This window comes from Undibacterium sp. GrIS 1.8 (genome assembly GCF_040544445.1).
GTDB lineage: Bacteria > Pseudomonadota > Gammaproteobacteria > Burkholderiales > Burkholderiaceae_D > Undibacterium.
Genome location: NZ_JBEONQ010000037.1, coordinates 1 through 21694, shown reverse-complemented (window position 1 = coordinate 21694; position 21694 = coordinate 1). Strand labels below are relative to the sequence as shown.

At 45.3% G+C, this 21694-nt stretch carries 25 protein-coding genes; 10 read left to right on the top strand and 15 right to left on the bottom strand.

Going from position 1 to position 21694, the window contains the following annotated elements; all coding sequences use genetic code 11:
• Positions 1 to 58: 58 nt before the first annotated feature.
• From AAKU64_RS16290 to AAKU64_RS16275, 4 genes are all read left to right on the top strand, one after another.
• Entirely contained in the window at positions 59 to 490 is a 432-nt protein-coding gene (locus tag AAKU64_RS16290; protein ID WP_354332844.1) for a group II truncated hemoglobin, read from the top strand.
• Positions 491 to 602: 112 nt separating this feature from the next.
• Positions 603 to 911 carry a hypothetical protein gene (locus tag AAKU64_RS16285; RefSeq protein ID WP_354332842.1) on the top strand — a complete coding sequence of 103 codons (309 nt, stop codon included), beginning with the start codon at positions 603 to 605 and terminating at the stop codon, positions 909 to 911.
• Positions 912 to 951: 40 nt separating this feature from the next.
• Complete coding sequence (locus AAKU64_RS16280) at positions 952 to 2448, top strand: DNA recombination protein RmuC (protein ID WP_354332840.1); 1497 nt, start codon at positions 952 to 954, stop codon at positions 2446 to 2448.
• A 66-nt stretch (positions 2449 to 2514) separates the two neighbouring features.
• On the top strand, positions 2515 to 2649 hold the full coding sequence (locus tag AAKU64_RS16275; protein ID WP_354332838.1) for a hypothetical protein: 135 nt from the start codon (positions 2515 to 2517) through the stop codon (positions 2647 to 2649).
• Between the two features lie 209 nt (positions 2650 to 2858).
• On the opposite strand, the gene AAKU64_RS16270 is transcribed toward AAKU64_RS16275, so the two are convergent.
• The 6 genes from AAKU64_RS16270 to fdxA all read right to left on the bottom strand — a co-directional run bounded on the left by AAKU64_RS16270 (position 2859) and on the right by fdxA (position 9576).
• Positions 2859 to 4463 carry a diguanylate cyclase domain-containing protein gene (locus tag AAKU64_RS16270; RefSeq protein ID WP_354332836.1) on the bottom strand — a complete coding sequence of 535 codons (1605 nt, stop codon included), beginning with the start codon at positions 4461 to 4463 and terminating at the stop codon, positions 2859 to 2861.
• Between the two features lie 152 nt (positions 4464 to 4615).
• Entirely contained in the window at positions 4616 to 5065 is a 450-nt protein-coding gene (locus tag AAKU64_RS16265; protein ID WP_354332834.1) for a hypothetical protein, read from the bottom strand.
• Positions 5066 to 5074: 9 nt separating this feature from the next.
• The gene (locus AAKU64_RS16260) at positions 5075 to 6331 is read right to left on the bottom strand and encodes a porin (protein ID WP_354332832.1); all 1257 of its coding nucleotides are present in this window, start codon (positions 6329 to 6331) and stop codon (positions 5075 to 5077) included.
• A 236-nt stretch (positions 6332 to 6567) separates the two neighbouring features.
• Positions 6568 to 7803, bottom strand: coding sequence for a polyhydroxyalkanoate depolymerase (locus tag AAKU64_RS16255; protein WP_354362454.1), 1236 nt, complete (start codon positions 7801 to 7803; stop codon positions 6568 to 6570).
• A 278-nt stretch (positions 7804 to 8081) separates the two neighbouring features.
• Positions 8082 to 9152 carry an NAD(P)/FAD-dependent oxidoreductase gene (locus tag AAKU64_RS16250; protein ID WP_354332829.1) on the bottom strand — a complete coding sequence of 357 codons (1071 nt, stop codon included), beginning with the start codon at positions 9150 to 9152 and terminating at the stop codon, positions 8082 to 8084.
• A gap of 100 nt (positions 9153 to 9252) precedes the next feature.
• Positions 9253 to 9576, bottom strand: a complete 324-nt coding sequence (gene fdxA, locus AAKU64_RS16245) for a ferredoxin FdxA (protein WP_322118824.1) — start codon at positions 9574 to 9576, stop codon at positions 9253 to 9255.
• Between the two features lie 472 nt (positions 9577 to 10048).
• Between fdxA and AAKU64_RS16240 the strand changes: the two genes are divergently transcribed.
• Positions 10049 to 11038, top strand: a complete 990-nt coding sequence (locus AAKU64_RS16240) for a 2-hydroxyacid dehydrogenase (protein ID WP_354332827.1) — start codon at positions 10049 to 10051, stop codon at positions 11036 to 11038.
• 92 nt (positions 11039 to 11130) lie between these two features.
• Here AAKU64_RS16240 and AAKU64_RS16235 read toward each other — a convergent pair whose 3' ends face one another.
• The 3 genes from AAKU64_RS16235 to AAKU64_RS16225 all read right to left on the bottom strand — a co-directional run bounded on the left by AAKU64_RS16235 (position 11131) and on the right by AAKU64_RS16225 (position 12737).
• The gene (locus tag AAKU64_RS16235; protein WP_354362453.1) at positions 11131 to 11562 is read right to left on the bottom strand and encodes a GNAT family N-acetyltransferase; all 432 of its coding nucleotides are present in this window, start codon (positions 11560 to 11562) and stop codon (positions 11131 to 11133) included.
• Between the two features lie 98 nt (positions 11563 to 11660).
• Complete coding sequence (locus AAKU64_RS16230) at positions 11661 to 11915, bottom strand: acyl-CoA-binding protein (protein ID WP_354332824.1); 255 nt, start codon at positions 11913 to 11915, stop codon at positions 11661 to 11663.
• Between the two features lie 123 nt (positions 11916 to 12038).
• Complete coding sequence (locus AAKU64_RS16225) at positions 12039 to 12737, bottom strand: UPF0149 family protein (protein WP_354332822.1); 699 nt, start codon at positions 12735 to 12737, stop codon at positions 12039 to 12041.
• A gap of 90 nt (positions 12738 to 12827) precedes the next feature.
• Between AAKU64_RS16225 and AAKU64_RS16220 the strand changes: the two genes are divergently transcribed.
• Both AAKU64_RS16220 and rpiA read left to right on the top strand, forming a co-directional pair.
• Positions 12828 to 13922: a serine/threonine protein kinase gene (locus tag AAKU64_RS16220; RefSeq protein WP_354362452.1), complete on the top strand. Its 1095-nt coding sequence runs from the start codon at positions 12828 to 12830 to the stop codon at positions 13920 to 13922.
• A gap of 193 nt (positions 13923 to 14115) precedes the next feature.
• Positions 14116 to 14787, top strand: coding sequence for a ribose-5-phosphate isomerase RpiA (gene rpiA / locus AAKU64_RS16215; RefSeq protein ID WP_354332818.1), 672 nt, complete (start codon positions 14116 to 14118; stop codon positions 14785 to 14787).
• On the opposite strand, the gene AAKU64_RS16210 is transcribed toward rpiA, so the two are convergent.
• Both AAKU64_RS16210 and cspE read right to left on the bottom strand, forming a co-directional pair.
• Positions 14784 to 14984: a hypothetical protein gene (locus AAKU64_RS16210; protein WP_354362451.1), complete on the bottom strand. Its 201-nt coding sequence runs from the start codon at positions 14982 to 14984 to the stop codon at positions 14784 to 14786. The genes rpiA and AAKU64_RS16210 overlap by 4 nt on opposite strands.
• 52 nt (positions 14985 to 15036) lie before the next feature.
• Positions 15037 to 15240: a transcription antiterminator/RNA stability regulator CspE gene (gene cspE, locus AAKU64_RS16205; RefSeq protein ID WP_126129050.1), complete on the bottom strand. Its 204-nt coding sequence runs from the start codon at positions 15238 to 15240 to the stop codon at positions 15037 to 15039.
• Between the two features lie 554 nt (positions 15241 to 15794).
• On the opposite strand from cspE, the gene clpS reads away from it, so the two are divergent.
• The 3 genes from clpS (at position 15795) to AAKU64_RS16190 (ending at position 18809) form a co-directional block, all read left to right on the top strand.
• Positions 15795 to 16103 (top strand): ATP-dependent Clp protease adapter ClpS, encoded by a 309-nt coding sequence (gene clpS / locus AAKU64_RS16200; protein ID WP_322118977.1) that lies wholly within the window; start codon positions 15795 to 15797, stop codon positions 16101 to 16103.
• Positions 16100 to 18400 (top strand): ATP-dependent Clp protease ATP-binding subunit ClpA, encoded by a 2301-nt coding sequence (gene clpA / locus AAKU64_RS16195; RefSeq protein ID WP_354332815.1) that lies wholly within the window; start codon positions 16100 to 16102, stop codon positions 18398 to 18400. Before clpS ends, clpA begins: the two co-directional genes overlap by 4 nt.
• 130 nt (positions 18401 to 18530) lie before the next feature.
• Positions 18531 to 18809: a hypothetical protein gene (locus tag AAKU64_RS16190; protein ID WP_354332813.1), complete on the top strand. Its 279-nt coding sequence runs from the start codon at positions 18531 to 18533 to the stop codon at positions 18807 to 18809.
• A gap of 117 nt (positions 18810 to 18926) precedes the next feature.
• Here the strand turns inward: AAKU64_RS16190 and AAKU64_RS16185 are convergent, their stop codons facing one another.
• The 4 genes from AAKU64_RS16185 to lspA all read right to left on the bottom strand — a co-directional run bounded on the left by AAKU64_RS16185 (position 18927) and on the right by lspA (position 21558).
• The gene (locus AAKU64_RS16185; protein WP_354332812.1) at positions 18927 to 19289 is read right to left on the bottom strand and encodes a GFA family protein; all 363 of its coding nucleotides are present in this window, start codon (positions 19287 to 19289) and stop codon (positions 18927 to 18929) included.
• A 12-nt stretch (positions 19290 to 19301) separates the two neighbouring features.
• Positions 19302 to 19751, bottom strand: a complete 450-nt coding sequence (gene dut, locus AAKU64_RS16180) for a dUTP diphosphatase (RefSeq protein ID WP_354332810.1) — start codon at positions 19749 to 19751, stop codon at positions 19302 to 19304.
• Positions 19752 to 19818: 67 nt separating this feature from the next.
• Complete coding sequence (gene coaBC / locus AAKU64_RS16175; protein ID WP_354362450.1) at positions 19819 to 21030, bottom strand: bifunctional phosphopantothenoylcysteine decarboxylase/phosphopantothenate--cysteine ligase CoaBC; 1212 nt, start codon at positions 21028 to 21030, stop codon at positions 19819 to 19821.
• Positions 21031 to 21039: 9 nt separating this feature from the next.
• Positions 21040 to 21558: a signal peptidase II gene (lspA, locus tag AAKU64_RS16170; protein WP_354332806.1), complete on the bottom strand. Its 519-nt coding sequence runs from the start codon at positions 21556 to 21558 to the stop codon at positions 21040 to 21042.
• Positions 21559 to 21694: the final 136 nt, after the last annotated feature.

Below are 21694 nucleotides of genomic sequence, written 5' to 3'. Positions count from 1 at the left end.
ATCGCGTGTACGCAGCACTTAATAATGATCATTCTTCACCTTTAAAAATTCTACAGTAATGACAAACGAATCAAACAATGCGACGCAAGATACTCAACCGGAAGAGGAAGCGTCCAAGCTTTACGAGCTGATCGGCGGTGCTGACAAACTCCGTCAGATGGTAGATCGTTTCTATGATTTGATGGAGCTGGAACCCGAGTTTGCCGGTATCCGCGCTTTGCACCCAACACCGATGGATGGTTCACGCGATAAGTTGTTTTGGTTTTTGTCCGGCTGGATGAGCGGTCCGAATCTTTATATTGAACAATTCGGACATCCACGCCTGCGCGCACGCCATTTGCCCTATGCCATCGCCAGCAGCGAGCGCGATCAATGGTTGCGTTGCATGGCATGGGCAATGCAAGATGTCGGGATCGCAGAGGACTTGCAGCAACATTTGATGCAGTCGTTTTATCAGACTGCGGATTGGATGCGGAATAAGCCAGGCTAATTCGTCATGAAAGTCACCGACTAATCTTTTTTATTCCTTGATTCATAGCGGACTTCATCATTTAAAGTTGGTTACTGGATTGTGGAATGACGTCCAGATTAAATTCGATGGTATGAAAATTTTACTCCCCTATTTTTTGACTCTACTCGGTTGTGTGTGTTCTTGGCAGATAGGTAGAATTTTTAGGCGCAATATCAGAGGTATTCATTATTTCTTTGGATTTGTAGCTTTAATTATTGCGCCGATACTCGCATATTTTTTAGTTAAGTTGGCATTGCTTCTAATAGGAATAATGCATATTCCTTATGCTTTTGAAGAAGGTTGGCAGCCAATTTTTATAATTTTGACTGGTATGCTTTTTTATTGGTTGTTTATGATAATTAGCGCATCCATCAAAAAAAAGACGGATACCGAACTTTAAATTTATATCTCTAATAGTCCTCAAAAAAGAAATTTATAAAATGAATTTAATAGAAATTTTGGTACTCATCACGCTCGCTATTTTGTTAGTGATTAACTTGCTCGTTTTATTACGTAGTCGCGGCAGCGATGTCGGCCCTCAATTGCTTGCATTGCAACAATCACTGCAACAGGGACAACAGCAGCAAACTCAATTGCAGCAGGCGCAGGAGCGTTCCGAGCGGTCTTTGCGTGAGCAAGTACAATCCACTGCACAAGCGACCAGACAAGAATTAGGCGGGAATTTTTCTCAGCTTCAGCAAACATTGGCAGCGCAGTTAACTAGCGTTGCGACTTTGCAAAATAATCAGATTGATGCGTTTTCGCAGCAGTTAATTAAGCTGACGGAATCCAATGCGCAGCAGTTGGAACAGGTGCGGCTGGCGCTGATACAGCAAAGTCAAAACTCGCGCGATGAACAGGCGATCAGCCTCAAACGATTTGGCGATACCTTAAGCCTAAGTCTGGCAACACTGACCGAATCCAATGCCTTGCGCATGGCCGAAGTGCGGGCGACTCTGGAAGAAAAAATTAAACATCTGCAAGATGACAACGCGGCCAAGCTAGAAGAGATGCGTAAGACCGTCGATGAAAAACTGCATGCGACATTGGAGCAGCGTTTGGGCGAATCCTTTAAACAAGTCTCAGACCGTTTAGAAAAAGTGCATCAAGGTCTGGGCGAGATGCAGCAATTAGCCATTGGTGTCGGCGATCTGAAACGGGTACTGACCAATGTAAAAACCCGCGGAACCTGGGGCGAGGTGCAGCTAGAAATGGTGTTGGAACAAATGCTCACACCAGAGCAATACGCCAAGAACGTCGAGACCGTGCCAGGCTCTGGAGAGCGGGTAGAATTTGCAGTGAAATTGCCAGGCAAAGAAGATGGCAGAGCACCAGTCTGGATGCCGATTGATGCCAAGTTCCCTAAAGAGCAGTATGAGCGTTTGATTGACGCTGCCGAGCGCGCAGATGCAGAGGGCGTCGCGCAGGCAGGTAAAGAATTAGAACGCGCAATCCGTGGCGAAGCCAAGACCATTGCAGAGAAATATCTGTCGCCGCCACTAACCACCGATTTTGCGATTTTGTTTTTGCCGACCGAAGGTCTGTATGCCGAAGTCATGCGCCGCCCGGGTTTGGCAGATGAATTACAACGCACCTACCGCGTCAGCATCTCTGGCCCATCCACTTTGTCGGCATTGCTGAACAGTTTGCAGATGGGCTTCCGTACCTTGGTATTAGAAAAACGCTCATCAGAAGTCTGGCAAGTATTGGGTGCAGTCAAGACCGAGTTCGGTAAATTTGGCGACGTACTCGCCTCCACCAAAGCTGCCTTAGTCAGAGCCGCAGACAACATTGACAAGGCAGAAGTGCGCACCCGTCAAATGACCAGAAAATTGAAGTCAGTAGAAGCATTACCATCCGATTCTACCCAGAGCCTGTTAGGTGTGGATGGAGATTTGGGTTTGGATGAGCCGGGGGATGCAGACACTGCTGGTTGATATATTAATGTGCTCCGATTCTCACATAAACGGAAAATCATAATTGCAACACCTGTAGGGTGCGCCATGCGCACCAATCTACTTGGGGTAATGGTCGAATTACAAAATGGTACGCATGGCGCACCCTACCCAGAAATTCTAACTTTTATTGATCCAGTCAGCGAGAGAGCAAAGTTTAACTTCAGTAAAAATATAAACTGATAGTCCAATAAAAATGCGCCTTCCGAGCAGTTTTTGGCTTGGGAGGCGCATTTTTATTGGACGTTTATTTTAAAACTTGGACGCAGATTTTAATCTAGATTTTCTATTAGGTCGCTAGTACTTCTTACTAACGCAGACGGCATGTGCCGCTCTAACTGAAAATCTGCTTTCGATCTTAATACCTGATGGTCGTGCCGTTGTGCCGGTAATTAGGATTTATCGTCTGGATCGTACAGACGATAGTTGTTTTTGCCCGATTTTTTGACTGCGTACATAGCGTCATCTGCTTGCCGCATTACGTCATTTTTATCGAAATCGGCGTCACCTACATAAGTGATCCCGATACTGGCACCAATTTCTGTTTGGGTGCCGTCATCTAAATCAATCGGAGCCGAGGTGAGTGTGATGATTTTCCAGGCGATTTCTTTTGCTTTATCGGCGTGTTGTAAGTCTTTTAGCAGCACAACAAATTCATCCCCGCCGAGTCTGGCAACAAAGTCAGATCGTCTGACTATCTTGAATAATATCTGGGTGAAGTGGCAGAGTATTTTGTCACCGGCGTCGTGACCGTGAGTGTCGTTGACGGATTTAAATCCATCCAGATCGATCAGCAATAGGAAAAATCCACTGCCAGTTTTTTGTATCGACCGTTTTAAGCTGGCGATCTCGTTATCAAAACCCAGACGATTAAATGCGCCTGTCAGGTGATCGGTGACGGCCAACTGGTTTGCTGCTTCCTCTCCGATTTTATGGTCGGTAATATCATTGAGCAGGCCTTGTAGCACGCCATCTTCAATCGGGCTCAGCACAATATGCAACCACTTGCGTACAGGCGGTGTACCAATTTCAATCGAAAAGTCTTCCGATAAAATCTGATCTTGATTAGTTGCGGTGTCGATCATCATGTGCAGCCGTAACTCTTGCCCCTCTAGCGCAGACATCAAGCCACTGCTGATATTGTCTGAGGTGGTGTCTGGCGATAGCGCCAGCAAGCGTAAAAAGGCTGTGTTGTAGGAGGTGACTTCGCCCGATGTTTTGAGTAAAAAAATCCCGGTCTCGGCATTATCAAAAATAGTGCGGAATTTTTTCTCGCCAATCTCATGCTTGATGCGCAGATGTCGCTCATCTTCCAGAATATTGACCAGTTTGCCGACGATGGTATTGACGTCGCGCACGAGCTGGCCGATCTCATCTTGCTCATTACCGAGAGGGAGCGACAGTCTTGCTCCTGCTTCCGGGGATAAATCATGCAAGCGATCGGAGATGGTTTTGATCGGTCTGGCGATGATCTTAATCACGACATAGACCAAGGCCAGTGCCATCAAAATGGTTTGTAGTATTAGCAAATAGGTGGTGAAATTCGCCTTGCTATTGACTTGCTTCTGAATGCAGGCCATGTCTGGTACCAGCTCGATCTGGCATACTTTTTCCGAACTGTTAAATGGTGAAAACACATCTCGGGTAATCCGAATATCTGATGATGGCAGCGTAGCTAGTTTTGTTTTAGCCGATTTACTTGCCTGTGCTAATACTGTGGCTGGGGTAAAAATCCGTATGCTGTAAACATCTTCATTCTTGAGTAATCCCCGGCTAACCTCTGCCGCCAAATTGATATCTAACAAGTAGCAGGCAATACTGGTGGTACTTTCTACCGTGCTGAGCAAGTTGCCCATTCTGCTTTTTGCCTGCTCTTGCTCTAAATGCGAAGTCCAGTAATAAGTGAACACCGCAAAAAAACTACCGACTAAGAGCGCAATCCCCAGCACAATAAATGTGCTGCGATAAATAATGCTGGTACGCAGTAGTTTGAGCATAGTCGGTATTTTAAATAGTTAGTTTTGCTTGTATTCGTTTTTTGATATTTACTGGCGCTTACTGGTGTAAGTTCGATATAACTTCGATATAGCTTCGGTGTAACTTATTAACGGTTTGCTTAGGTCTGAGTAAGCTAAGTGCGCTGATTAATTTAAGGCGTAGAGTCAAAAATCACTTTGACCCGTTTATCTAATTTCTTTCTATCAATATACGCGATCGCGCCTTTATTGTTACTAACAATTTCCAGTACTTGTTCTACGCTATCCGCCTGGCGCGGTGGCGAACCTTGTCCGGAAAAAGTCAGACGAGCCCAGTAGGAATTGATCTCTGGCAATTCCTTATTGACCATGCTGGCATAAAATTTAGTCTTTTCTGAGATAGGCGTGTTGAGATCAATCGGCATGGCTTTAATGCCAGACGGCAGTTTGCGATATCTGCCCATGTAAATATTGACGACATCATCTTTGCTCATCCTTTCTATTCCGCTATCGGGGTTGGCAATCACCACAAAATCAGCACAAAAAGCTTGATTGCCGCCAACCGTCATAATTAAGGCGACAGCCAGGCTAGTGAAGGTTGCGCGATGTACTAGGGTTTTCATGTTCTATCCCTAAAATACAAAATTGACTGAGACGCTGAGCAAATTAGCTTTACCATCCCAACCCGGTTGAGCGTTGCGGGTTATTTGGGGACTGGTACTGTCAATATGATCTACTTGTATTTTTAAATCAATTTTATCTCCCAAGTCGTAGCGTGCTCCAAGTGATACGGTACTTTGCTTATTGACTACAGTATTGGCAAGCGCATTTGCGCCAAGAATCAGGATGTCGATATTGGGGTTAACGCCAAATGGTAGACCAGTGTTGCCACTGCTTTGGCGATGTTCTGGCGTGGCGGCGGAGTAGCTAAAGTAGGGCGTCCATTTTTTTATTCTGTAACCTACTGTGAAATATCCCGCCGTGAATCCTGGGTAAGGCAGTATTGCCGACCTAGTCTGGCTTAACATCAGTTGTGCTTGTAAGGGGCCTTCGTCATAGGCGATACCTGCGGAGAGGTAGTTGATGGCTTTATCCTGGAATCCAATATTGCCAGCGACGGTCGCGGCTAGAGGGCTGATCGCGTTAATTGCAGGTGAGCGTAAACCATCAATCAATCCCTGAAAACCAGGAAACTCGTTTTTGAAACGTATCTGGCTATAACCAACCCGATACATCCAACTTTCAGTTTGATATTCAATATGCCCGCCTACAACATCCGAGCCTTTTAATGAGAAATATTGATCCGGCACACCGGTATAGGTTTTTTCTCTGGCTTTGCCAGCAAATGCTTTGAAGCGAGCGATCCCCGGACCGACTGGATATTTGATGACCATGTCTGCACCGTCGATATAAGACACGATCAAGTTACCAAAATAATCGATGGGTGGACGTACCCATAAATAAGAGTAGGCGACATTGCGTGAGTCGGCCAAGAGGTAGACATCAAAACCTAGGCGACCTGCACGCAATTGCAAATTATCGTTCGGGTTATATTTAAGAAACGCCCAGGTAACGTCAGGGTCGAAGCCAGTTTGTGAGCGGCGGCTGACGACTTGGACTGAGGCGTCCAGATTGTCAAGGATGGAGGTGGAGAGTTGCAGACCTAGCAGGGAGTCAACGCCAAAATCAAGTCGATTGGAGTAGCCCACACCTTTAGGCTGCAATAAGTCCCGCACAATATCGACTTGACCAGTGTCGCTATACACAGCACCAAGTGTGCCAAAGCCGCTAATTGTGAAGGGTTTGTCGCCGTCCGCTGCCTGAGCCTGTTGAACACAGAATAGCCAGCAGCAAAGTAAAAAACACCGTCGGGCAATCAGATCCCACATAGGAGCGCATTTTCTGTGTAATAAGTTTAGGGTGTACCGAGCTTTATCTTACACATCTAAAAACTGGCTGACAACTGTTGATTGCTGCCCGATTTTATAGCAAAAACCAGAGTTGTCTGAAGTGCCGCTTAAGTCGCTATTTGATAGGTCTTTAAGATTAATCAAAGATAAAAAAGCCTGGGGTCAATTCAGACTCCAGGCTGTTTGTTTAATCTATTAGTAGCTTATTTCTTAGATCAGGAATGCGCTTTAATGAAATCTGCAATCTTAGGTGCGATCACTTCGCGCCAGCGACGGCCAGCAAAAATACCATAATGACCGCATCCGGGCGCTACAAAGTCTTGTTTCATCTTGGCAGGAATGCCGCTGCACAAATCATGTGCCGCCTGAGTTTGACCCGCGCCGGAGATGTCATCCAATTCACCCTCAACTGTGAACAGTGCAACGGTTTTGATATCTTGCGGGCGAACCAATTTACCTTCTACATCCCAAGTACCTTTTGGCAAATCAAAATCTTGGAAAACAATTTTAATTGTTTCTAAGTAGTATTCAGCAGGCATGTCCAATACAGCGTTGTATTCGTCGTAAAATTTACGGTGCTGTTCTGCTGACTCGTCATCACCTTGCATTAAATGTTGGAAAAAATCCCAGTGGCTTTGTGCATGGCGATCCGGGTTCATTGCGACAAATCCAGCATGCTGCAAAAAGCCCGGGTACACCTTGCGACCATAACCAGGATGATTAGCAGGGACGCTATAAATTACAGTATTTTCAAACCAGGAAAATTTCTTTTCCGTTGCCAGATCATTGACTTGTGTCGGTGATTTGCGCGGATCTATCGGGCCACCCATCATGGTCATGGTTTTTGGCAATTTAGGATCTTTGGCCGTTGCCATCAGAGAGATCGCAGCTAATACCGGGACTGTTGGCTGACAAACTGAGACTACATGCACATCAGGCCCTAATAGACGGATGAAGTCCTGCACGTAATAAATATAGTCATGCAAATGGAAAGCGCCATCGCTTAAAGGTACCATACGCGCATCGATCCAGTCGGTGATATAAACATCATGTTGCCCAAGCAGACCTCGTACGGTGTCGCGCAATAAAGTAGAGTGATGGCCAGAAAGCGGCGCGACCAGTAATACTTTTGCTTGTTTAAGTTTTGCCAGTTCTTTTTCAGGCAGATCTTTTTTGAAATGTAATAACTTACAGAATAGTTTCGTCACCGCAGTCGTTTGTACGATGCCGACAATTTTGTCGTCGATGGTTGTGGACGTGATATCAAACTCTGGCTTTTCGTAATCTTTGCCCAAGCGATAAACCAATTCATAGGCAGCAGAAATACGCTGAGCATATGGCGTATGTGCAAGTGGTGAAATTGGATTAGAAAAAAGCTTGGAAGAAGCTTCTGCCCATTGCGTTAATGGGTTCAGGAACGCGCGATTCAGTTCGTGAAATTGATAAAGCATGATGGTGTCTTTCAGCTAGGTGTATCAACTCAAGATTAGAGAAAGTACTCTACCTTGTTGCAATGCATCATAAACCAGTTTGCCGTATTTGTCGCACGAGTGTGCGTTTCTTGAGCGGTGGCTGGCTAATTATGTCGTCAAACTTCGTAAAATAAGGTTAATTTCATAGCTAAATTACAAAGAAAATAACGTGATTTGTGCACTTATTAATACTTCAGGCAAAGAAAAAAGCGCTGCACATCATGGCAGCGCTTTTTTTATCCAGTACAACGGATTATTTAGTCAAATACTGGTGTTTCAACGCCAAGGATTTTGTGCAGTTTAGGCGAGGTCGTGGTGTATTGCATGTGGATTTTCTTGTCAGGGAAAATATACGGTGCTGCGCCAAACGCTGCCAGTGCCGCTTCGTGGAAGCCAGACAAAATCAATTTCTTTTTGCCTGGATAAGTATTGATATCGCCGACGGCAAAAATACCTGGTACGTTGGTTTCAAATTTCTCTGTATTCACTACTTTGAGTTGTTTGCGCTCAATATCCAGACCCCATTCAGCAATAGGGCCGAGTTTTGGAGACAGTCCGAAGAACACCAGCAAATTGTCCACCGGCATACGACGTGTTACGCCATCCGCACCGGTGACTTTGATCTCTGATAGCAGATCGTCTTTAGTTTCGATACCGGTCACTTGGCCGATCACTAATTGCATCTCGTAGTTATCGCAAAGTTCTTTCATTTTGGCGACTGATGCTGGTGCTGCGCGGAAGTCATCACGGCGATGTAACACCACGACAGATTCTGCTTTACCGACCAGATTCAATGCCCAATCTAAGGCAGAGTCACCACCGCCGCAGATCACCAGATTTTTGCCATGGAATTTACTTGGATCTTTTACGCGGTAAAACACCTGGCTGTTCTCAAAGGCTTCAATACCCTCTACTTTTAAGGTGCGTGGTTGGAAAGAGCCAACACCGGCTGCGATGAAAATAGTTTTTGTGATGAAGCGCGTGCCGGCCGATGTTTCCAGATTGAAGCGACCATCTTCACGACGCTCGACCAGGTTTACTTCTTGTCCCAGATGGAAGGTTGGCTCAAATGGTTCAATTTGTTTGAGTAAATTGTCAGTCAATTCTTGGCCTGTACAAACAGGCACAGCCGGAATATCGTAAATCGGTTTGTCTGGGTACAGTTCTACACATTGGCCGCCAACAACGGCGAGTGAATCGATGACATGTGCTTTGATCTCTAATAAGCCGAGTTCAAATACTTGGAACAGACCGACCGGACCAGCGCCGATAATGACGGCATCTGCTTCGATGACGCCGGTTGCTGGATTTGCTTTATTGTTTTCCATACGACTTGGTATTTCCTGATATTGATTGAGACAGTGCTTGCAGCGCTTACAGTATCCGCACTGATAATCGGTACTGAAGCACGACGGCTAAGAATGCTAATTAGCGCGTCAAAAATTGCAATTTATCTTTGACATCTTTCCAGTCATCTGCATCTGGCAGAGGACTGGTTGTTTTGGTAATTGATGGCCAGGTGCGGATCAGATCTGCATTGATCTTGATGAACTGCTGTTGATCTGCCGGCACGTCTTCTTCTGCATAGATTGCGTTAACTGGGCATTCTGCAACGCATACGGCGCAGTCTATGCATTCATCCGGATCAATCACCAGGAAGTTAGGGCCTGCACGGAAGCAGTCTACTGGGCATACATCAACGCAATCGGTATAGCGGCAGCGGATGCAGGATTCGGTCACAACGTGGGTCATAACAGTCCTTCTTTTCTATTGTGAGAGTGTAAGGCGCAGCCAATAGAGGGCATAGGCTGCAAAGCCTTGCATTTTAAGGCAATTTGAGCTAACTCACAAATCAGGCTTAGATAAATTACGCATAAGCAAATTCGGTATGCGTGATTAGTGATGTGCTTTTTATGGCCTTTTATGTGTTTTTTAATTTCATAAAATAGGCGGAGCAACGCTTGCTACGCTGAAGTCCAATGACTTTGTACCTCAATCGATTAAAGCACTGTTTTGAATGAAATTTTTTGATCCATGTCAAAAGCGGCGTTTTTTGCCATATTCAGCGTTAAACTCGTTTTGATATAAATGACCGATAAGATCGTTAGCTGCTTGTAAGACCTAGAAATCCGAGCGACCAAATAGCCAAATAGCCAAATAGCCAAATAGCCAAATAGCCAAATAGCCAAATAGCCAAAAAATTATTAAATTATTCAGGATACGAATGAAACCTTCCCTCTTAGTCTCACGAGCAATTTTTCCAGACGTGTTAGATCAGCTATCTACGCATTTTGAGATTGAATCAAATCAGGACGATCATATTTTTTCAGCACAGGAATTGGCTGAAAAGTTAAAGGGAAAGCAAGGCTTGTTATGTACCGGTAGCGCCAAAATTAACGAAGCCTTATTGACTCAATTGCCCGACCTAAAAATGGTGGCGCAAATGGCGGTTGGTTACGACAATATTGATGTTGCTGCTTGCACGGCACATCGCGTTATGGTGAGTAATACGCCGGATGTATTAAACGAAACTACCGCCGATTTTGGCTGGGCATTGTTGATGGCGACAGCTCGTCGCGTGACAGAGGCAGAGCATTGGCTACGCGCTGGCAAATGGACTAAGTGGCGTTACGATGGCTTTTTGGGCGCTGATGTGCACGGCGCTACTCTGGGAATCATTGGCATGGGCAGAATAGGGCAGGCGATCGCTCGGCGTTCCATGGGGTTTGATATGAAGGTGATTTACCATAATCGTTCGCGTCTGAGCCCAGAACAAGAGGCGCATGCAAACAACGCTAGCTATGTCAGTAAAGAGGATTTGTTGAGGACTGCAGATCATGTGATGCTGGTGTTACCTTACTCAGCTGCGTCACATCACACCATCGGTGCCGCCGAGATAGCGATGATGAAGCCAACTGCAACGCTGGTCAACCTGGCGCGTGGCGGGATAGTGGATGATGCGGCCTTGATTGCAGCCTTGCGTAACAAGACGATTGCGGCGGCAGGTTTAGACGTGTTTGAGAATGAGCCGAAATTCAACTCTGACTTTTTAAGTCTTGAGAATGTAGTTCTCACACCGCATATCGCCAGTGCATCAGAAGCCACCAGGAGGGCGATGGCGAATTGTGCGGCGAGTAATTTAGTCGCGGCTTTGAGTAAGCAACGACCACCTAACTTACTGAATCCTGATGCGGTTGCTGGAATGCTTGCCTAAATTATATACTGGTGGGGTGTATGATTGTTTTATGCCAGATTGTCCAGATAAGGTTTGGACAATTAAAAATACTCCCCTTATTTATAATATTATTATTTGTCCACTTGTTGGCTGAGATAGAGATTAGGACGATTAATTTCCATCAACATTTCAGGTTTGGCGGGTGCCTGAAATCCGAATTTTTGATACAGCCCTTGCGCATCACTGCTCGCTAGCATAAATCGACGCAAACCTTGAAGCTCGCTATGTTCTATAACCGCTTGAATCAGCAGTTTGCTATACCCTTTGCCGCGCTGTTCTGGCACAACAAATACATCTACCAGGTAGGCAAAAGTCGCGTGGTCAGTGATGACGCGAGCAAAAGCGACTTGTTCACCTTCAAGATAGCCGCCAAAACAAAATGAATGTTGAATCGATCGCTGTACCGTGGCTAGAGGAATCGCCTTGGCCCACGCCGTATGCTGCGACAAAAAATCATGAATCAGGGGAATATTCAGAGCGGATTTGTCGGTGGAAATATGCATTGCAATATCGGATGAATGAAGGGGTTTAGTTCGCTTTAATTAAGTTTAAGTGACATTTAGAAACGAACTTTAAAGCGAACCTTAAACTCAGCGTTGATTTAATCTTTCAGGCCATTGATCAGATCAATATATTGCTGCATCGCGTCTTCTTGTGAGGTGCCTGCCAGTGCTTGCCATGCATCAAATTTGGCACGGCCCACAAAGTCAGTCATACCAGGACGATCACCAGTTGCATCACCTGCGCTGCCTTGTTTGAACAGGCCATAAATTTTTAGCAGCGTCATGTTGTCAGGGCGCTCTGGCAAATTTTTTGAATCGGCTGACGCTTGTAGAAATTGTTCTTGCAGGCTCATTTAGTACTCCGTAATCTTGAATGGAAAGCATCAAAGTAGCATACTTGCCATTCAGTCCATAGCAGTTCACTAGAGTAAATATTCAATCAACTACCTCTTGAAAAAATGGTCAAGCTAGCTAGGTCAATGTATTGTCGGTTCAGCGCCGCAACAAGCTTTGAATTTTTTACCGCTGCCACAAGGGCAGGGATCATTGCGACCTACTTTTGGACTCTCACGCTTGACTGTCGCCACGCCTGATTTTCGTAAAGGCGCCCAGAAGCGGCGGATTTCCGGGATAGCCGCTTCCAGTTCGATGGCGAGCAGGTGACATTTTTGCGGCGTATCCACCAGCTTCACTTCCTCTTCTTCGATCTCTTCTGCGCCGAGTAAATAGATAGGATTGAGCAAGGGCGCGATGGCGGATTCCCAGATCGGTTCCCACTCATCTTCGCGCAGTTGCATGCCTTCCCAAAAGCCCCAGGCCCAGGTTTCGCCATCAATCAGTTCTTTGCCGTCTTGTTCCATGACGCAAAACAGAGGTTCAAACTCTTGCGGCGCGACTTCAAATGTGATCTGGATTTCATTCATAAAACGGGCGATCAGCGTGGTGATGCGTTCCATTTCTTTTGGCGTTTTAAACTTCAGCTCGGCTTGATCCGGCAGACCCCAGACCAGCGGCAACCACTCGGTCATCGGGATCATTTCTGGTCCGATGGCAATGGCGGTCAGGTAGCCGTGCAAGGCATCCATGGTCATTCCGTCGTCGCCTACGCGGTCGGACATCAAAAATTTGTCCAGTTCGTTAAATTCTTTATCGCTGAGAGGTTCATCGAGGTGCATAAGAGTGCTCTTGATTGTTAATGAGTGAAATACCGGAAGTGTAGCGCTTTGTCTCTCGTTCGTGGAGAGTTTGAACGTACAATGCCAGTCATGAGCACATCAATTTCTCCCAATAATTCAATAACCCCTGATCTGGATGACGATGACGATCGCCAGCCTGATTTTTTGCTGGAAGAAGCCTCAGATCATTCCTTATCCTCGGGTGGCGCCACTCATGCTTTCGCCGGACTCACGCCTGAATGTGCGCTGGACGCTTTGCATGCAGCAGGTTTTCAATGCGACGGTCGCTTACTAGCGCTTAACAGCTATGAAAACCGTGTGTATCAGCTAGGAATGGAGGACGGGCCGCCATTAATCGCTAAGTTTTATCGCCCACAACGCTGGACCGATGCCGCGATTTTGGAGGAACATCAGTTTGTTCGTGAATTAGTCGCGCAAGAAATCCCGGTCGTACCTGCCTTGGTGTCTGCGGATGGACAAAGCCTGCATCAGTATCAAGAATTTCGGTTTTCGGTTTTCCCTAGACAAGGAGGGCGGGCGCCGGAGTTGGATCAACCGCAAACGCTGGAGTGGCTTGGGCGGTTTATCGGACGTATCCATGCGGTAGGTGCGCAGCAGACTTATCAGCACCGACCTGGCTTAAACCTCGATACTTTTGGACATGTGCCAAGAGCCTATTTGTTGGAATACGCCGGCATGCCGCGTGATTTATTGGCGGCCTATACCAGCGTCACGCAATTTGTGTTGGACGGCGTAGCGCAGGCATTTGAGAGGGCAGGGGATGTCAGCCATATTCGTTTGCACGGCGATTGCCATATCGGTAACGTCTTGTGGACGGATGCCGGCCCGCATTTTGTGGATTTTGACGATAGCCGCGTGGGGCCGGCGATACAGGATTTGTGGTTATTATTATCAGGCACGCGAGCAGAAATGACCGCACAGCTGAGTGACATCGTATTTGGCTATGAAGATTTTTTTGAATTCCAACCACGTCAGTTGCATCTGGTTGAAGCACTGCGGAGTTTACGTATGCTGCACTATTCCGCCTGGCTGGCACAGCGTTGGGATGATCCGGCATTCAAGCAAGCCTTCCCTTGGTTCAATACCCAGCGTTATTGGCAAGACCGGATTTTAGAATTACGAGAGCAAGTTGCCTTGATGGATGAACCGCCGCTGGTAGTTTGATTGCTGCCAACTGATGTGGCAGCCTACTATGGCAGCTTGAAATTCGTTGCGATAAGGGCGCGAGCAAATATCTAATACAAAGTGCAAATACGTGGTCCTTGTAAACGTATGAAGTGTTTTTGCGGAACCGGTATTGGTGACGCCGGGCTATCCGTTAAAATGCTGCTATTCCTTTACTTTTGAAATGCGCATCATGACTCAAGACGAACTTAAACAAGCCGTAGCCCAAGCCGCTATTCAGTACGTTGTAGAAGATAGTATTGTCGGTGTCGGTACTGGTTCTACTGCCAATTTTTTCATTGATGAATTGGCAAAGATCAAACATAAAATCAAGGGCGCAGTCGCGTCGTCAGAAGCAACCGCAGCCCGTTTACGCAGTCATGGGATTAACGTATTTGATTTGAATGATGTCACCTCCATGCCGGTATACATTGATGGTGCGGATGAAATTACTCCTCAAGGCGCAATGATCAAGGGGGGCGGTGCGGCTCTGACGCGCGAGAAAATTGTTGCCTCAGTTGCGGACAAATTTATCTGTATCGCCGATGGTTCTAAGCTAGTCGATTTGCTGGGTAAATTTCCACTACCAATCGAGGTGATCCCTATGGCGCAAGCCGTCGTTATCCGCAAGCTTAATGCCCTCGGTGGTGAAGCGCGTTTGCGTTTGAAAGATGGCGCGCCTTTGTTGACGGATAACGGCAATATCATCATCGACGTGCATGGCTTACAAATCGCCGATCCGGTAGCGATGGAGGCGGCTATGAATAATATCGTAGGTGTGGTGACTGTAGGTTTGTTTGCACAACAAGGCGCGAATGTCTGTTTGTTGGGCACAGCAGAGGGTGTTAAAACACTGATGTTTTAAAGTCCGCTGCGTTTTAAAGTCAGTTGCGCATCAACTCCCATTGGTTGTGGAGTTGTATCAAGATAAGCAGATACTCCCTCTATTTTTTTAAGAATATGTCCAATTGTCCAATGATTGATTGGACGATTAAAATATACTGGGAGGTAGTGTATGGAATTATTGACTCTTGCACTTATTGGCTCAATACCTGCATGCATAAAAAAAGCCCCGCCGAAGCGGAGCTTTTTACTAAATCTTTAATCGAATAGATTAAGGATTTTGGATGTTGGAAGCTTGCTTGCCTTTAGGGCCTTGCGTGACTTCGAACTGTACTTTTTGACCTTCTTTTAAAGTCTTAAAGCCGTTCATCTGGATTGCGGAAAAGTGGGCGAACAAATCCTCACCGCCGTCATCCGGAGTGATAAAGCCAAAGCCTTTGGAATCATTGAACCACTTGACGGTACCTGTTGCCATAATGCATCTTTCAAATATAAACTAATCACACGAGCCGTAAAAGCAAGAAACCTAGCATAAAGCAGTCTTCCCCTAAACTTGCTCACTTCTATTGACATTTGCTGCACATTTGTTGTCAATAAATATCATTCTTGGCGGAAAAAAAAGTAATGTCAAGATATTTTGTTGCTATATCAGACACTGTTTGCAACACTGTTGTTTTTTTACTTAATGACAATAGACTAGGCTTTTTTGATTTAATACATTCGAGTGAATGTTGTTGCGCTGCCTACCATTTTTAATAATTTATCTTTAAGAATGAAAGTGTGCTTAAACGTTTCGCCTCAAGCGACCATCAACGTGTGATTTGTAAATATATTGAATTATCATTAGCAGGCTTGATGTATTGAATTTGAGCACCATCTGCGAAAAATAAAGAAAACGCGTAACATCACTAAAACGTGATTGATTTGTTGTTGTACGATTCAGTCACTAAGTGTGCATTGATCAAACAAACCTCCTTTTATCCGTTTATTTTTCGACTCTCGACTGAATCAACGTACTAGAATAGACGCATGGGAAACAAGCAAGGAAACGGTACGATATTGGAGCGGCAAGCACAAAAGCTTAAACCTCCATCCATGTACCAAGTGGCGCTGCTCAATGATGACTACACTCCAATGGAGTTTGTAGTGGCCATCATTCAGGAGTATTTTAATAAAGACCGCGAAACCGCGATGCAGATCATGCTTAAGGTACACCGGGACGGCAAAGGCATCTGTGGGGTTTATACCAAAGATGTCGCTTTAACCAAAGTGGAACTGGTGTTGACGCACGCTCGTAAGGCAGGGCACCCCCTGCAATGTGTGATGGAGGAAGTATGATTGCGCAAGAATTGGAAGTTAGCCTGCACATGGCTTTTGTTGAAGCCAGACAGGCTCGTTATGAGTTCATCACGGTCGAGCACTTGTTGCTTGCCTTGCTGGATAATCCTTCAGCTGCCGAGGTAATGCGAGCTTGCGCCGTAAATATTGAAGATTTACGCAAATCTCTCAGTAATTTTATCAGCGACAATACGCCAACTGTGCCCGGCACCAGCGAGGTAGATACGCAACCAACACTTGGTTTTCAGCGTGTGATTCAACGCGCTATCATGCATGTGCAATCTGCATCTAATGGCAAAAAAGAAGTTACTGGTGCGAATGTGCTGGTTGCGATTTTTGGTGAAAAAGATTCACACGCTGTTTATTATCTGCACCAGCAAGGCGTTACCCGCCTAGATGTGGTTAATTTCATCTCTCACGGCGTGCGCAAAGATCAGCAGACCGAGCCACAAAAATCATCTGAAGGTGGAGAGGAACCACAGGCAGAAGGTCAGCAAAAAGAAAATCCTCTCGACCAATTTACTCAAAATTTGAACAAGGCCGCAGCGGAAGGTCGGATCGATCCATTAATTGGACGTGACAGTGAAGTTGAGCGCGTGATTCAAATTTTATGTCGTCGTCGCAAAAATAATCCTTTGCTCGTTGGTGAGGCTGGTGTTGGTAAAACGGCGATTGCTGAGGGATTGGCATGGCGCATTACGCAAAATGACGTACCAGAGATTTTGCAAAACTCCATCGTCTATTCGCTGGACATGGGTGCTTTGTTAGCCGGTACAAAATACCGTGGTGATTTTGAATTACGTCTGAAAGGTGTGCTCAAGCAGCTTAAAGATAATCCTAACGGCATTTTATTTATTGATGAAATCCATACGATCATCGGAGCAGGCTCTGCTTCTGGCGGCACTCTGGATGCCTCTAATCTATTGAAGCCTGCCTTATCTAATGGTCAGCTTAAATGCATCGGTGCGACGACTTACACTGAGTATCGCGGCGTGTTTGAAAAAGATCATGCTTTAGCACGTCGTTTCCAAAAAATTGACGTCAATGAGCCAACGATTGAACAAACGGTGCAAATTTTGCGTGGTCTCAAATCTAAATTTGAAGAACACCATAACGTTAAATATTCTGCTTCTGCATTGACAACCGCAGCTGAATTATCAGCACGTTTCATCAATGATCGTCATCTGCCAGATAAGGCAATTGATGTAATTGATGAAGCCGGTGCTGCGCAACGTGTATTGCCAAAATCGAAGCAAAAGAAAACAATAGGTAAAGCAGATATCGAAGATATTATTGCTAAGATCGCTCGTATTCCGCCACAAACGGTCAACCAAGATGACCGCAGTAAGCTGAAAACAATTGATCGTGATCTGAAAAATGTCGTCTTTGGTCAAGAACCAGCGATTGATGCCTTAGCTGCGTCGATCAAGATGGCACGCGCTGGTTTGGGCAATGCAGACAAACCAATCGGCTCCTTCTTATTCTCGGGTCCAACGGGTGTTGGTAAAACGGAAGTTGCTAAGCAACTGGCATTTACACTCGGTATTGAGCTGATTCGCTTTGATATGTCTGAATACATGGAGCGCCATGCCGTCAGCCGCTTAATCGGCGCGCCACCGGGGTATGTCGGTTTCGATCAAGGTGGCTTGCTGACCGAGGCGATCAACAAGAAACCGCATGCTGTCTTGCTGCTGGATGAGATTGAGAAAGCCCATCCAGATGTATTCAATATCTTGTTGCAAGTCATGGATCATGGCACTCTGACCGATAATAATGGTCGCAAGGCGGATTTCCGTAATGTGATCATTATCATGACAACCAATGCAGGTGCAGAGAGCTTGCAAAAACGTTCTATTGGCTTCAATGACAGCAAAGAAGCAGGCGACGAGATGGCGGATATTAAGCGGATGTTTACGCCGGAGTTCCGTAATCGTCTGGACGCGATAATTAGTTTCCGTGCCTTGGATGAAGAAATTATCTTGCGTGTTGTCGATAAATTCTTAATGCAGTTAGAAGAGCAATTGCATGAGAAAAAAGTCGAAGTTACCTTTACTGAGTCTTTACGTAAATTCCTGGGTAAAAAAGGTTTTGATCCATTGATGGGCGCAAGACCAATGGCGCGCTTGATTCAAGACATGATACGAAAAGCGCTGGCTGACGAACTATTGTTCGGGAAATTAGTTAGTGGTGGTCGTGTCATCGTTGATCTGGATGACAAAGATCAGATCAAGTTAGAATTTTCTGAGGGCGATGCAACACCACCTGAGGCTTCACAAGAAGTAGTAGAAGTTGAGTAAATTTAAGTTGAGTAAATTTATAAAGTAAGTTTGTACAGTAATTTTGGACTGCTGACTCTTTGGTAAAACATAGTTATTTTTGTACTGAGAATTTTAACGACTCTAAAAATATTTTACCAAGGAGGATGACATGGTTGGTTTTACGCTCCCCGTATTTGTACTTGATTACACACTGAAGACGATAGATTCGATACTTTCTCAATCGGGTTTAGAGGGTAAAGAAGTCGAAGTTGATGTTTATGAACGAAGTGATGTGAATAAAAAACACATTGCTTCAGGTCAGAGAATCAAAGGGGAGGACGACCTGTTTAAAGTAACCGTCAATACTGATGCAGGTTTGCATACTGATGAATGGAACTACACTATTTTGCGAGAATCGGCAGGACGTAGTCGAAAACTTAAAAAGTAGTATTTAGTAAAACAAAAAGCCCGGACTCCAGTTCGGGCTTTTTGTTTTGGCTAGTTTATTTTTTCTAAACGTGTGTTGGATTGTGATTTGTTTCTGATTCATTTGGCTGAGTTTTTTTCAGCTCATTTTTGAACCGAAAGTTTGCCGAACTGGAATCGTAGCAGGATCAAAATTATCCAGACAATTCACATTGATGCCAAAATGATCCGGCGTAACGCGCTTGCGATGGAATGGATAAATACCGCAAATTTTGCAGAAAAAATGTCTCGCAGTCATGCTGTTGAATTGATACTCGCTCAGCTGTTCTTCTCCGGCGAATAATTCAAATTGACTCTCGTGCACCTTAACCATTAGCGCATTTTTCTTGCGACAAATTGAGCAGTCGCAAATAGTTAGTTCTGGGAAATCGGTTTGAATCTCAAATCGTATCGCGCCGCAATGACAACTCCCTTGATATTTTTTTACAATTTGATCAGTCATGCGAAATGCGTCCTAGTGTTTGCCAGTACTACCAAATCCACCCTCACCACGCTCACTATTACCAAATTCTTCTACTATATTAAAACCGACTTGCAATACAGGGACAATGATCAGTTGTGCCAAACGCTCCATTGGTTGCAAGGTGAATTCGTTTTGACCACGATTCCATGTAGACACCATCAGTTGACCTTGGTAGTCCGAGTCGATCAAGCCAACAAGGTTACCTAATACAATGCCGTTTTTATGTCCCATACCACTGCGTGGCAAGATCATAGCGGCGTAAGCTGGGTCACCTATGTGTATTGCCAGGCCGGTGGGGATTAAAACAGTCTCACCTGGTTTAATCGTAATTGGCGCATCTATACAAGCCCGCAAATCCAAGCCTGCGCTACCGGGCGTGCCATAGGCTGGCAATTGGTCTTTCATGCGAGTGTCGAGGATTTTCAGATCGATATTTTTCATGCGAATTCTTTGATATACGTACGTGTTGAAATTAGTGAAGAGTTTAGTGCGAATTTTGTGTTGAATTTTATTGGCTTAAACGCTGTGCTATTTCTTGTATCAATTGAATAGCCAGCGTCTGTTTATTTGCTCTTGGTAAAGCTGTATGTCCGTTTGCATCAAATAAAATTAATTCATTTTCGTCTTTGCCAAAAGTATGGTGGCCGATATTGCCAACTAGCAGAGGCACATTTTTCTTTATGCGTTTAGCCGTGCCATATTGCAAAAGATGTTCAGATTCAGCGGCAAATCCAACGCAGTAAGGCGCATTTGGAAGTGCTGTAACGCTAGCGAGGATATCTGGATTTTGCACAAATTCAAGCTGCGGCGTGTTGCTATCGCTAGTTTTTTTAATTTTTTGTGTACTTGTATTCGTTACGCGCCAGTCAGCTACTGCTGCTACTGCAATAAAAATATCTTGCGGTTTTTTTGCGGTAGATGTTAGTTGCGCAATAACAGCATCATGCATTTGCTTTGCGGTCTGCACCGAGATGCGATGCGTGCCATAAGGTGCATCTAATGCAGTAGGTCCAGAGATTAAAGTGACATTGGCTCCAGCTTCCCACGCCGCTTGAGCAATCGCATAACCCATTTTCCCTGATGATAAATTGGTGATCCCACGCACTGGATCGATAGGTTCAAATGTCGGACCTGCTGTAATCAGTACCTCTTTTCCAGCCAGAGATTTAGCCTGAAAAGACGCTATGATTTCTGCCAGTAACTGATCGACCTCTAACATCCGACCCATGCCAACTTCACCGCAGGCTTGCTCACCTGCCGCAGGCCCTAAAATTTGGATACCGTCTTTTTTAATTTCAGCGACGTTACGTTGGGTTGCCGGATTGAGCCACATCTCTACGTTCATTGCAGGTGCTACCAGTAGTGGCACATGATTTGGCCGGGCTACGCACAGAGTTGACAGCAGATCATCGCAAGCACCATGCGCTAGTTTGGAGATGAAATTCGTGCTACAAGGTGCAACTACTATCGCATCGGCATCACGAGTAAGGTCGATATGCGGCATATTGTTGTGGATCCGTGCATCCCACTGATCGGTATAAACAGGATTACCCGACAGTGCTTGCATGGTCACAGGAGTGATGAATTGCGTCGCACTTTGCGTCATCACGACTTGTACTTGCGCACCTGCTTTGCCTAATGCGCGAGTCAGTTCCGCAATCTTATAACAGGCGACACCACCAGTTAAGCCGAGAACAATTTTTTTGCCAGCAAGCCGCATGATGATTCCTTATTTTTTTACCCGACGCAGCTCATCCAAAATAAATAAAGCTGCACCAACACAAATTGCACTATCTGCAATATTAAATGCAGCGAAGTGATACGCATCCTTGTAATGGAAGTCCAGAAAGTCGATAACATGACCGTACATCAAGCGATCCAGCACGTTACCCAGAGCACCCCCCATAATCAAGGCTAGCGCCCAGCAAAACAAGCGCTGTCCTGCATTTTGCTTGATCAGATAAGTAATCACCAGAGCAGCAACTACGCCGATGGCGGTAAATAAATAACGTTGCCAGCCAGATTCTGATGATAAGAAACTGAATGCCGCGCCCTTGTTATACGCCAACACCAGATTGAAGAAAGAGGTGACTGGAAGTGATTCGCCCAGAGTAAATAGTTTGGCGATCGTTATTTTGCTGAGTTGATCTAACAAAATAATAATACCGGCCAAGCCTAGCCAAGGCGCCAGTGAGCTCCCTGAAGATTTAGAGACGGTAGAAAACGAATTGCGTTTTTTAGTTGCCATATAGTGAGAATGAATTTGTTTTAATAAGAAAGATTATCGTGTGAGACCTTTGCATGACAGCCTTAATCAGAGCCGTTTCAGCAAAGGTTGAATTTTTAAAAAATAAAATGATGCTTTTTTAGTGATTTTGTCTTCA